Genomic DNA, 13,113 nt, shown 5'->3' with positions numbered 1-13,113 from the left:
TGGCTTTTTTATGCATGTCACCCTAAGTTAGAAATCCAGCACTTGAAAGCTGCTGTTAGCAAACTCAAACACGTTTACTCTGCCACACTGGGCAAAATGGTTGTTACTTGCGTAAGGACGTTCCGCCTGATTGATATTCCCCTCCCAGCCTTGGCCATTTTTAACAAACGCTTTGAGTTCAAACCAACCGTTATAAGTTGCATTACAATCCATATCTACGTCTAACAACCAATAATGACTCCCCCATTGATTGAGCGACATTTCACCAAAACCATCGCTTTCATAGCTACGTTTAGCCCCCCACTCTTGCGGCCATTGATTAGTTGTCCAATCTAATGGACTACCTTCAGCATCTTGTGGCTGAGCATTTTCTCGCCCTTGCCAGTTGAGATACTGATCACCCATTTTCCAAGCTGCGCTGGTCACATTGAGTTGATTGCGATAACGAATTGGCAAAGCACATGCCAGCGAGTTAACATCACATTGTTTGCCAAGGGATAACGCAAAACCATGATCAATTCCACCGCGAATGAACATGTCTTGCCCAGTTTGTGTTTGTGCTTGAATAAAGACCACAGTGCGCTGCCAGTTACTTGGGGTTGTGCTAGTCACTTTGCTTGCGTGATGGATAGCGAGCGCCGACATGGCGGGCAAATTAATGTGAGCCGTACCGTCACTGGCGACCGTAATACGAGTTCCGCTACACGCATCTTGAGCCGTATTTAACTCGCCACTTAACACATCGCAATAGTCACCGGCTGACAAACCCGTTTGAAGCTGTACGGCCATACTGTAAGACTCACGATTTATTGCAACGAACCCTAGGTTGCCACGGGCAAAGGCTATTTGATTGTTACCATTGTCCCACCAATGATTGACTTGCCATGCCGCTAAAGTGTTATTGCGAAATGCCACCGCGCCAGCAATTGCCTGTTTACGATGCTCACATTGCCAACTATTTGCCTCACAATGCAAAGTATTACCATCATGAACTGGAACATTCGGTGCGCCGTCATCACTGTGCGCAAATTGATAGCTCGACATAACTTTTGGATAACCATAAGGATATGCGAGCATAAACACGTTGGCTAAATCGTACAGCTTGCCATCTTTAAACGTCACCACACTGCCCGCCCCGCCGTGACCACGCTGGTTATCGTGGTTATCGACAAAGACTACCGCGTTAGCACTTGGCATCATTCCCCAAGCTTCGCCAAATTGGCGAAGCCAAGCTAATTTACCAAACTTAAACGTTTCGCCTAGTTTAGTGCTGTATTTAAATTCGGTGACTAGACCATTGCCAAAGTAATCACTCGCTGGCACCGCTTCGCCGCCTTGATCTATCACTTCTTGAAATATCAGCGCGGGCTGGCTTAGCCGACTCATCACATCGGCAATATCGTTGGCAGCCATATGTTTACTGGCATCGAGGCGAAAACCAGCTACACCGAGCGACAACAAATCATTTAAATAATTGGCAAGCTGGGTTTGCACATAAGTGCTACTGGTATTGAGATCCGGTAAACCGACCAGTTCACAGTTTTGCACGCGCCAGGCATTGTTCGCATAATCTTCCCCATTGATAGGACAACTATTATGAAAATCCTGATTACTATACATGGGGAAGCTCTTAACGCCGAAACTGCTGCCAGCCACGCCCACGCCGGCGCCATTTGCCATGTGGTTAATCACCGCATCAACATAGATATCGACACCTACTTGTTTACAACGCGCCACCATGTCTGTAAATGCCGCACGGTCGCCACTTCGGCTAATAAGCTGATAACTCACAGGCTGATAACGTGTCCACCAAGGTTCACCTTGAATATGCTCACTCGGCGGTGATACTTGTACTGCGGCATAGCCCTTTGGCCCTAAGTAACGCTCACATTCATAGGCGACATCAGACCAAGACCATTCGAATAAGTGCACAAAGGTACTTGGTGCAGCCAAAAGGGGTGGTGTTGCGAGCGCACTGCATAAAGCCAATGCGGTTATAGATTGTTTTATCATTGTGTTTTTCACCTTTTATTAACAACAATGTAAACTTAACCTAAATTATTCTGTGTAGTTTATGAATACGTATGCAACTCATAACAGCCACAACTATCAGCATTGTAGTTATATTTAGGTAAGTGTTTGCTGACAAACCATAAACCTATACTTGCTACAATTCCCTATCGTCGCCAACATGCTTACCGCAATCTATTTGGCGTCAGCTTGTAAGTGTAATAAACTGAATTTTAAATCCATTACCTGAGCGGTTATGCTGCAACAATTATTTATCAATCATCCCGATCCCGCTTTAGTGTTGCAGGGAGTGTATAACCCGTATCTGGTTTTTCTGTCTGTACTCATCGCGATTTTTGCCAGTTACCTAGCATTCTATTTAAGTGATTTGGGTAGTAAAACTGCCATTCGCGGCTACAAACGTTTTGCTTGCACCAGTAGTGCACTGATACTTGGTGGTGGCATTTGGAGTATGCACTTTATCGGCATGCTGGCATTTTCTTTGTGTACCACAGTTGCTTATAACCCAGCGATTACCATCGCTTCGTTTTTTCCGGCGTTTGCCGCCTGCTGGGTAGCGCAGCAAATTCTCACCAATCCCAATCATTCCATTAAACAACTGGCAATAAGCTCACTGTTACTTGGCTCAGGTATAGGCACCATGCACTATAGCGGCATGGCCGCAATGGAACTAAGCCCGCTATTGCGTTACGACCCATGGTGGTTTGCGCTCTCGATTGTGGTCGCGGTTGTTTTGGCGTTTATTGCGTTGTATAGCCGTTTTCGACTCGAGCAACGTTTTAAAACACTCACCCATGTGCAGTTGCGCATCGTCGCCGCGTTGGTAATGGGTTTGGCCGTTTCTGGTATGCATTACACTGGTATGTTAGCAACCCGTTTTATCGCCACCTCGCCAATGCTTGATCAAAACAACAGCGAACTCACTTTTATCGCATTAGGAGTGGCTTTTGCTACCTTAACCTTAACTGGCATCGTGGTGATTTTTAATGGTATGTACCGCTACCGTATGCTGCTGGAAGAAAAAACCGCCAGTCAATCTCGGCTTGAAGCCATTCTTTCAACCGCAATTGATGGCATTGTGACGATAGACACGCGCGGGCATATCCTGAGCTTCAACCGCGCAGCTGAAGCCATTTTTGGCTGGCAAGCGCATCAAGTGCTAGGGAAAAACGTCAAACTTTTGATGGATGACAGCATCGCCGCCGTTCACGATGGCTATTTACAAAAGCCCAACGACATGACGTTTACCAAAGTGATTGGGGTCAATCGCGATGTGTTTGCCAAACATAAAGATGGCACAGTGTTCCCCATTCGCTTAGGTATTGGTGAAGTCAAACAGACAGATCAAGCGCCGCTTTTTGTTGGCTTTATTACCGACTTGAGCGAGCAGCATAAGCTTCAACAAATTTTGCAACAAAAAGAGCAGCAATACCGTACTTTACTAAACAATATGCCGGGTGTCGCATTTCGCTGTCTAACCAACCAATATTGGCAAATGTTAGTCATTAGTCCCAGTGTGATTAACTTAACTGGCTATCGTGATGAAGAGTTTTTGTGCGGTGACATTCATTTCTCCGAGCTGATTTTACCTGAAGACACCTATCAAACCGACTTGCAAGTAGCAGAAGCTCGGCTTAGCCGCCAAAGTTATTCGGTTGAATATCGTATTCGTCATCGCAATGGCAAAGTAGTTTGGGTGCTGGACAAAGGCTCGTTCAATTATGCCGACAATGGCGAAGCCACCTGGATTGACGGTGTCTTGCTTGATATCAGCGAACAAAAAGAATATGAACAGGAACTGCAAAAGGCCAAGCAACAAGCGGAAATTGCCGCCAATGCTAAACAGCAGTTTTTGGCCAATATGAGCCATGAAATTCGCACTCCAATGAACGCCATTATTGGTTTTAGTGATGTGCTTATGGACAGCGATTTATCAGTAGAGCAACTCAAACATGTGCAAACCGTCAACCGCTCTGCGCGCTCGCTGTTAGGTTTACTCAATGAAATTCTCGACTCTGCCAAACTAGAAAAAGGCAAACTTGAACTCCTTAACGCGCCGTTTAACTTGCGGCAATTGTTAGATGCCGTGGTATCGACATTTTGGCTAGAAGCCAAGAAAAAGGACTTACAACTCAACTTAACGGTCGAGCCAAACTTAGCCGATGTTTACCTCGGTGACGCGCAGCGCCTGCAACAAGTCCTAACCAATTTAGTTGGTAATGCGGTGAAATTCACTGAGCAAGGTTTTGTTACTCTGTCAGTACAACAGCTTGATGAAAATCAAGTGCAGTTTAGTGTCAGTGATTCTGGTATAGGCATTGCCGCTGATCGCCTTGAAGCGATTTTCAGCCCTTTTGAGCAAGCCGATGCCACCATGACCAGACGCTTTGGCGGCACAGGTCTTGGCACCACCATTAGTAAACAACTGGTTGAACTGATGCAAGGTAGCATTACAGCACAGAGTGAGCTTGGCAGCGGCAGCCAATTTGTGGTCACTGTGCCTTTGGCGGTTAGCCACATGGACGAGAGCGCAATAGTATCAGCTCAAGCCTTTACCTTGCCGCCGCTACAGATTTTAGTGGTTGACGATATCGAACAAAACACTCGCTTACTGAAGTTATTGCTGGAAAAGCAAGGCCATCATATTTCCATTGCGCACAATGGTATTGAAGCAGTGGAGCAATTTAAAACCGCACGTTTTGATGTGATTTTGATGGATATTCATATGCCACTGTGTGATGGGCTCAGTGCCACCGCACAGATCCGCGCATTGGAGCAACAAAACGGCCAAGCAAAAACTCCAATCATTGCACTGACCGCAAGTGTTCTACAGCAAGACAAAGTCACGGCTAAACAAGCTGGCATGGACGGTTTTGCCACAAAACCGGTTGAAATGGATGAATTAACCCGAGAAATCGCCAAAGTTTTAAATCTTGGTGAGATCAAAACTCCCCAAGCCTACGTAAAACCAATGCAGGTTTTTGAACAAAAACGGGCTGTGGCAATTTGGGGCAGCGAACAACAAGCACTGAGTGAAGTGGCATTATTTTTGACTCAATATCAGGACACTTTCGAGATGTTGCTTGCTGCATCATTTACGGCTAAAGCCGAACATGTGAACCATTTACACACCCTTAAAGGCACCGCAGGTAACCTAGGTTTGGCAGCACTTAGCGCGGCCGTTAAAGCGCTTGAAAACGCCGCAGCGGCAGATACGTGGGAAGCAGCGCAACAAACTTTGGCAACCGCGCTTGAGCAAAGCCAAACATTATGCGAAAGGCCAAGCGACAGCGCCCCGTCACAAGCACCACTTTACAGCTTTGATCTGCATACGCTGACTGCACTATGCCAATCGTTACATGACGCCTGCGCGCGTGGCGAACTGGCGACAGATACCTTAAACACCTTACAAAGTCAGGCTTTAGGCCAATATTCGCAAGACCTAGCCGAGATCAGCAATGCCTTGGATGAATTTGACTTTGACCGCGCACTTACAAAACTCAATGCTTTGTTAGCGCGGCTTAATCAGCATGAGGAACCGCAATGACTTTACTCAATGCCACACCCGCTCGAGTCTTAGTGGTCGACGATGAACCTGCCAATCTTAAAGTAATGCAGCAGGTACTTGGCAGCCTCTACACTTTATCATTTGCTCGCTCTGGTGAAGCAGCGCTACAACTTGCTGAGCAAGATTTACCGCAACTTATTTTGCTCGACATTATGATGCCAAACCTAAGTGGTTTTGATGTCTGTGCGCGGTTAAAACAATCAGCCAAACTGCGCCATATTCCGGTTATTTTTGTCAGCGCTTTAGATGAAGAAGCGGACGAATCAAAAGGCTTTGAACTCGGTGCGGTTGATTACATTACTAAACCTATCAGCCCAGCCATTGTAAGAGCGCGAGTAAAAACCCATTTGTCACTGGTCCAAGCTGAAGAACTCAGGCAATCACATATTGAGTTATTGGAAAGATTGGGGCGCGCAGCCGAATATAAAGACACTGACACCGGAGCCCATATTCAACGCATGAGCCAATACGCAAAAGTGCTGGCTTTAGCAGCGGGCATGCCAGAGTGGCAAGCAGAAATGCTGCGCCAAGCGGCTCCTATGCACGATGTGGGTAAAATTGGTATTCCCGATGCTATTTTACTAAAGCCCGCCAAACTGACTGAGGAAGAGTTCCTAGTCATGCAATCTCATACCACAATCGGCGCTGAGGTGTTAGCCAATTCCCGCTCACCACTTATTCAACTGGCCTATCAGCTTGCCATGGAACATCATGAAAAATGGGATGGCAGTGGTTATCCGCTCGGCCTTAAAAATACTGAGATCAGCCTTGAAGGACGGATCGTTGCAATAGCCGATGTGTTCGACGCACTCACATCAAAGCGCCCTTACAAAGCGCCTTGGTCGATTGAAGACGCTGTTGATTGGATGACAGCGCAAGCTGGGAGCCATTTTGATCCGCAACTTATTTCACTGTTTGTTGAGAAATTACCCGAGATTTTAGCGATAAAAAAAGCCCATCAAGATTGATGGGCTGCTTAACACCTTTAAATTTAGGATTAAGTAGGGACAATCGCCACTCTGCGATTGTAAACGCAGTTACTGACCCAAATAGCGCTTGGCCAAATGCTGTTTAAAATAGTTCGGATTTAACTGCTCACCAGTCGCAACCCGCACTAGTTCATTCGTTTCAAGCAAACTCGCTTGTTGCCAGACGTTTTTGTCAAGCCAGTTTCGTAATGGCGCAAGGTCGCCTGCTTGTAGTGCTTTGCTCACATCAAACTCTCGCTCCATTGCAGCACGAAACTGCGCTGCGTACATAGCCCCTAGAGTGTAACTTGGGAAGTAGCCAAAACTGCCATCAGTCCAGTGGATATCCTGCATGCAGCCATCGCGATAATTACCCGCAGTGCTCAGACCCAAGTAGCTTTGCATTTTCTCCTGCCACAGCGCAGGCAAATGCTCCGCCTCTATAGCGCCATTGATCAAATCACGCTCAATTTCATAACGTAAAATAACGTGCGCAGGATAAGTGACTTCATCGGCATCGACACGGATAAAACCACGTTCAACTTGTTGAATTTGCTGTTGTAACTTCGTGACACTGAAATCCGCAGGTAGATAATCCGCTAAGTGCTGCTTAACTGCAGCAAAGAGTACTTCGCTAAATGAACTATCACGAGCAATCTGCATTTCATAAAACAGCGACTGTGATTCATGAATACCCATAGAACGCGCTTTACCAACGGGTAACGCCGCAAGTGCTGATGGCAAACCTTGTTCATAGCACGCATGGCCGGTTTCATGAATAACGCCCATCATAGCCTGCAAGAAATCATCCTCACGATAACGCGTGGTTATGCGGGTATCTTGACTCACACCACCACAAAACGGATGGACGCTGACATCTAAACGCCCGCGCGCAAAATCAAAACCAAATTGGGCCATCAGCGCTTGCCCTAACTGGGTTTGTGCTGAGGTCGGATAGTGGCTGTCCGCAACAGCCAACTTTGACTGGCGTTCGACCGCTGTGTTAATAAAATCAGGCAGCCAAGTTTTCACATCACCAAACACCCCATCCAGTTGTTGGCTTGTCACGCCGGGCTCGTATAAGTCGAGCATAGCGTCATAAGCCGTAGCATGGCCTTGGCTGGCACGTACTGCGGCTTCTTCACGGGAAAGCGCAACAACTTCTTGAAAGTTAATTAAAAAGCCCTGCCAATCATTATTTTTACGCTGTGTTCGCCATGCATGCTCACATTTAGCCCCAGCAATGGCTTTGGCTTCGACCAAACGCTGCGGCAATATAGTGGCTTGCTGGAAGCTACGCGCCATTTCGCGCACGCTTGCTTGCTCAATTGTACTTAACTCTTGGCTTTGAGCAGCTTGCAACCAATCGCCAATACGAGGGTCGCAACTTAAACTGTGAATATGTACCGCGAGTTCAGCCATGGCTTCACTACGTGCTTGCGCGCCGCCGCTTGGCATCATCGCAGCTTGATCCCAACCGCAAATCGCAGCGAGGTGAGAGAATTTGTCTATGGTCGCAAAATGTGCCACCAATTGTTGATATGCTGTCATGACGTTTACGTCCTATGAGTATCGTTTGCGGTATCTTCACCACTCACCTAACTAAATGCAACTGCCCCGTATCACTAAAACTGAAATATTCTCAATTTCCTTTGAGAGCAGATACTTGCATACTGGTTTTCTCTTAAGTTAATGCCCAATGCAGGTATTAACGACTGATATTATAATGAAAAGGACTGTTATGCGTTTGCCATTGTCACTGTTTATGCTTGCGTTACTCACCGCCTGTACTCAAACCATTCACTCCCCTGCACCTCTACACCAAGCTTTTGATTGGATAAGTGACGGTACTTTTACGCAGGGCGTTGAGGGGCCTGCTTATCATCAAGGTAATTTATATGCGGTGAATTTTGCCAAAGAAGGGACCATTGGCGTGGTGAGTGAGCAAAACCAAGCCAGCTTATACGTGACTTTGCCTGTAGGCAGCACAGGCAATGGCATCCGCTTCAATCGCAGTAACGAGATGTTTATTGCCGATTATAGCGGTCATAACGTACTGAAGGTTGATAGCCAAGCTAAAGTCAGTGTTTATGCGCACCAGCCTACGATGAACCAGCCCAACGATTTAGCCATCATGGATAACGGCATATTGTTCGCAAGCGACCCCAATTGGCAACACAGTACAGGTAAACTGTGGCGCATTAATCTTGATGGTTCAACGACTTTACTGAACGAAAACATGGGTACCACCAATGGTATTGAAGTGAGCCCGGACAATCAGACACTTTATGTCAATGAAAGTGTGCAGCGTCGAGTGTGGGCATTTTCACTTGATCCTCATGGCAATATTGGCCCTGCGCGCCTCTTTCACCAATTTGCCGATTTTGGCTTAGATGGCATGCGTACTGATAAGCAAGGGAATCTTTATATTGCCCGTTATGGTGCAGGGGAAATTGCAGTACTCAATCCACAAGGTCAGTTAATTCGGCAAATCAAACTAACAGGTCAGCACCCGACTAATGTGGCATTTGGCGGCAAAGATGGCAAACAAGTGTTTGTAACCATGCAAAAACGTGGCGCGATAGAGACTTTTTATAATGATATCGCTGGTAGAGAGTTCTAAAACGCTGTTTTTGTGAATTAGATCACCGTGCTAGTACTTGTACTCGCTTGGGACGCCCGGCAACTAACGATAGGCCGCGCGTGCCAAGCGGTCTTGCACATCACTCCAAGCATCGTCGCTTGGGGGCTGTTCAAGCCAAATTTCATTGGCTTCACTTTGATCTAGCTGATGTAACGCATAGTACAGACTCTGTGCATAACGGGCTTTATCGGCAGCTAATTTTAACGTCAATAACGTTTGCCCTTGTACCTGCAGAGCAACCTGTTCGGAATAGTACATTACCGCGGTTTTTTCATTTGCCGTGTGTAACTTAGCCAATAATTCTGCCTGTGGCAGGACCAACAACGGCGTGTTTGGCTGATAATGCGCTTTAACGTTGCCTGAGACTGCTTCGCTGTGTTGCTTGGGTTGTTCGACCGTGCATCCCAACACAGCTTCTAGCTGTTGTCGAGTAATTGGGCCGGCACGCAATATGCGCGGTGTGTCAGTGGTTAAATCGACTATAGTGGATTCTAGTCCCACTTCACAGGCGCCGCCGTCAAGCACAGCACTGATTTTACCATTCAAACCATACAGCACTTGCTCTGCAGTAGTCGGACTGATTTTTTTATATGGATTCGCTGACGGTGCCGCAAGCCCAGTCCCGAGTTGCTTAAGTAGCGCCAACATTAACGGGTGTGAGGGACACCGCACCCCAACACTTGGATGACCGCCAGTCACTATATCACTGACGTGCGGCGCCTTTGGCAAGATAAACGTCAGCGGGCCTGGCCAAAATGCTGCTGCCAACGTGTGTGCATAGGCAGGGACAGTTGTCGTCCACTCACTCAATTCTGCAACATCGGCAATATGGACAATTAATGGATGATCAGCAGGGCGGCCTTTGGCATGAAAAATTTTGGCAACAGCTTCTGGCTGACGCGCATCCGCAGCCAATCCATACACGGTTTCGGTTGGCACAGCAACCAGCTCGCCTTGTTGTAATAACTCAGCAGCTTGATTTAGCCCGTCCCAGCCGGCCAATTTTTCAGTATCTTTAAACAACTTTTCCACGCCACTCAATAATTCAAATACATATGTTTGCCTGCCAAAAGCCAAGCGCTTGGCAACTCAGCCGCACATTATATCAAAGCCCTCAACACCAGACCAAGTATTTAAATGAACTAAGGGGTAAGCGTTTAAGGCCCACGGTGAGTGAGGTTATACTTAAGTAACGCAGTTTGAATAGATTGAATTAAGTCCTTATCCGAATGCAAATTGAACGCCATACAAGCTTGATTGTTGTCTACATTTTTAAGTTGGATAAGCCTTTCTACGTCATTATAAGACTCACCTAAGGCGAGTAAAGATTCATACAAGGTGTATTCAGTTGCCACCGTTAAATCAATGCGATTCGCCATCAACTTGCGCGGAATTGCACTTGGATCAGCATCGACATCCAAATTAACACTCGCTGTAAACCCTTTACTCAACAGGTAAGTGTAAGCAACCGAACCTTTGACGACAGACGTCACATAACGTTTGGCATCTTCTAGGCTTTCAACTTTTATATCGGTACGATCTTTGCGTTTAAAAAAGTATTCTTTAACTGGTTCAAGTAACGGGCACACCCAATGAAATCGCGCCTCTCGCTCAGCAGTGCGAAATATCGAGAAAATCATGGTATTGGGCTGTTCTTCCGCTATTTTCATGGCTCTGACCCAAGGATAGAGCTGTATATCATAGGAAATTTTCGCCTCGTCCAGTATTGCCCTTACCTTGTCACTGGCTCGGCCTACAATCTTACCGTTTTCGTCAAGGTACTGATAAGGTCTCCAATCTTCAGTCACGACCATAAGCTTTACCTCAGCGTGTGCAAGCGACATAAAAATCAACGCTGTTAATAGTAGTAAAGCCTTTTTTACCATGCCTTACTTTCCTCCTAGAACCCGTTACTTGAGCATTTGCTGATCTGACTTGCCACATTAAGCCATGATTAAGACAATTCAGCTTAGATTGTACTGGTTGTTCCCAACATTGATGCCCAACTACTGTTAAGCCTTTAGCCAGCTATGCTGGCTTTTTTTACTGCCTATCACTTACTGTATTGATAAGCTTTTGCTGTAACTTTTCAATGTCGCTCGCCACAACACCTTTTGGTAAGTTATTGTTCACTAACTTAATCAATTGCCGTTTGTGTAACTGAGCCTGTTTGAACGCTTCACTATGCTCAGGGAAAGATAGAAATAGCGCTTCTAAACTGCCATCTGCCAGTGCCGCTTTGAGCCCAGCCTCTAAACGGTTGGCTAGCAGCTTATTATCATTCGCAACATAGAAGTACATCACGGTTGGGTACACAAACGCCAAATTCGGCTCCACCTCCACCCCGACTCCATTTGGACCAGACAATTCACTGTAAATTTCAGTTACCCCTCTTGGGTAATAATACTGAGGATTGCCTTGCAATAATGTATAAAAGTCGTGTTCAGAATGACTATCGTCAAGACGTAAGCCACTTTCACGTAAAATAATGGTGTCAGGCCAGTCCTGACCGGTGAGTGCAATAAACTCGCTTAGCTCGACTTGATTGGTTACCCCAGCAAAAAAACTTTGACTTGCTTTGTTGATAGCCAAAAGCCGAATACCGTAACTGCCAAATGCTAACGGAACCGGTACGGCTCTGGCAAAGTTCTCACGCAGCGGCGAAGCCATGGTCCAAAACACATCTATGCGACCGAGCGCCAGTTCAACAAAGTGCCGCTGTTGGGTAATAGGGATATCAATAGCTTTTAAAAAGTAATCGCCATACTGTTTTTCACTCTTGCGCAGTGCAAGGTCTAACGCTTTGATAAAATAGCGATTGTTAGGATTATTTTTGAGGCTGGTGGCATCAACAAAGCGGACAATTTCAGTACCCGCTAGTACGTTTCCTGCTAGCACCAACACCAACAAGGTCAAAAGTAAGCAAATTTGCCGCATGCAGCGCCCATCATTTTAGGTATTCATTTGCTTACAAATATAGTTCAGCCTTACCAATATTGCTCAACCGTAATGTGACCCGGTGCCGCCCGACGATTGCGTAAAAATCCACGCTCTTGCAGTAATAGAGTTGTATCTTTCACCATCTGAGGATTACCACAAATCATAAATTGGCTTTTTTCAGGGGTACAGATAAGCCCACAATACTCTTCTAACTCACCATCGTTCAACACTTTGGTTATGCGCCCTGCAACACCCACCTTAGGCTGCTCACGCGACACCACTGGAATGTAGCTAAAATTGGCTTTTTGCTGCTGCAATTCAAGCAGTAAGGCTTGATATGACAAGTCGATATTGTGTCGCACCCCATGTACTAGCACAATTTGCTGGTAGTGTTGCCACAGCTGCTCGTCCCGAAGCATGGAAAGAAAAGGACCAATCGCAGTGCCGGTGCTTAGCATCCACAACTGCTCACTATCAGGCACCTCATCTAAGGTAAAATAACCACTTGGATTTTGTTCTATCCAAACATTATCCCCCGGGAGTAACGACGCAAGCGGTGGTGACAGCAACCCATCCTCGACTTCAATCACATAAAATTCATGAACTGGGTTGTGTGGGGCATTAACAAAGGAATAGGCTCGTGCGATGCGTTTATCGCCCACTTGGAGCGCAAGTTTGGTGAATTGTCCGGCTTTAAACGGTTTAACTGCTGCCCGAACTTTAAGAGTAAAAAGTTTTTGCGTCCACCAAGTGATGTCTTCGACTTGTCCTTGGATCCACTGTGACATAAGCGACCTCCTAGCAGAGTTAAATCTAACTCTTTGGCAAAGGTTGAGACCAATCTGAGTTAATACTAGCTCAATTTAGAGGATTAAAATAGGCAAAAAAAAGCCACACTATGGTGTGGCTTTTTGGGGTGTGATTCGCGTTGTTTTAGGCGTGTCTCCAAAACGCTGCGATTA

Annotated in this window: 9 protein-coding genes; 3 read left to right on the top strand and 6 right to left on the bottom strand. The window is 46.3% G+C overall.

Features of this window, described 5'->3' with window-relative positions; genetic code table 11:
* Window positions 1–27: 27 nt before the first annotated feature.
* Window positions 28–2,013, bottom strand: a complete 1,986-nt coding sequence (locus tag ACFOEE_RS03460) for an alpha-amylase (RefSeq protein ID WP_377120946.1) — start codon at window positions 2,011–2,013, stop codon at window positions 28–30.
* A gap of 253 nt (window positions 2,014–2,266) precedes the next feature.
* Between ACFOEE_RS03460 and ACFOEE_RS03455 the strand changes: the two genes are divergently transcribed.
* Window positions 2,267–5,578 carry an MHYT domain-containing protein gene (locus ACFOEE_RS03455; protein ID WP_377120944.1) on the top strand — a complete coding sequence of 1,104 codons (3,312 nt, stop codon included), beginning with the start codon at window positions 2,267–2,269 and terminating at the stop codon, window positions 5,576–5,578.
* Window positions 5,575–6,567, top strand: coding sequence for a response regulator (locus tag ACFOEE_RS03450; RefSeq protein WP_377120942.1), 993 nt, complete (start codon window positions 5,575–5,577; stop codon window positions 6,565–6,567). Before ACFOEE_RS03455 ends, ACFOEE_RS03450 begins: the two co-directional genes overlap by 4 nt.
* 69 nt (window positions 6,568–6,636) lie before the next feature.
* On the opposite strand, the gene ACFOEE_RS03445 is transcribed toward ACFOEE_RS03450, so the two are convergent.
* A complete protein-coding gene (locus ACFOEE_RS03445; protein ID WP_377120940.1) occupies window positions 6,637–8,118 on the bottom strand; it encodes a carboxypeptidase M32 in 1,482 nt (493 codons plus the stop codon).
* A 190-nt stretch (window positions 8,119–8,308) separates the two neighbouring features.
* Between ACFOEE_RS03445 and ACFOEE_RS03440 the strand changes: the two genes are divergently transcribed.
* On the top strand, window positions 8,309–9,190 hold the full coding sequence (locus ACFOEE_RS03440) for an SMP-30/gluconolactonase/LRE family protein (protein WP_377120938.1): 882 nt from the start codon (window positions 8,309–8,311) through the stop codon (window positions 9,188–9,190).
* A gap of 63 nt (window positions 9,191–9,253) precedes the next feature.
* On the opposite strand, the gene ACFOEE_RS03435 is transcribed toward ACFOEE_RS03440, so the two are convergent.
* From ACFOEE_RS03435 to ACFOEE_RS03420, 4 genes are all read right to left on the bottom strand, one after another.
* Window positions 9,254–10,243: an L-threonylcarbamoyladenylate synthase gene (locus tag ACFOEE_RS03435; protein WP_377120936.1), complete on the bottom strand. Its 990-nt coding sequence runs from the start codon at window positions 10,241–10,243 to the stop codon at window positions 9,254–9,256.
* Window positions 10,244–10,368: 125 nt separating this feature from the next.
* The gene (locus tag ACFOEE_RS03430) at window positions 10,369–11,097 is read right to left on the bottom strand and encodes a substrate-binding periplasmic protein (protein WP_377120934.1); all 729 of its coding nucleotides are present in this window, start codon (window positions 11,095–11,097) and stop codon (window positions 10,369–10,371) included.
* Window positions 11,098–11,254: 157 nt separating this feature from the next.
* On the bottom strand, window positions 11,255–12,148 hold the full coding sequence (locus ACFOEE_RS03425) for a hypothetical protein (protein WP_377120932.1): 894 nt from the start codon (window positions 12,146–12,148) through the stop codon (window positions 11,255–11,257).
* Window positions 12,149–12,198: 50 nt separating this feature from the next.
* Window positions 12,199–12,939, bottom strand: coding sequence for a ferredoxin--NADP reductase (locus ACFOEE_RS03420; RefSeq protein WP_377120930.1), 741 nt, complete (start codon window positions 12,937–12,939; stop codon window positions 12,199–12,201).
* Window positions 12,940–13,113 lie beyond the last annotated feature (174 nt).

It is taken from the genome of Pseudoalteromonas fenneropenaei, assembly GCF_042643375.1.
In the GTDB taxonomy this organism is placed as follows: domain Bacteria; phylum Pseudomonadota; class Gammaproteobacteria; order Enterobacterales; family Alteromonadaceae; genus Pseudoalteromonas; species Pseudoalteromonas fenneropenaei.
This window is presented reverse-complemented; position numbering and strand designations above follow the sequence as displayed.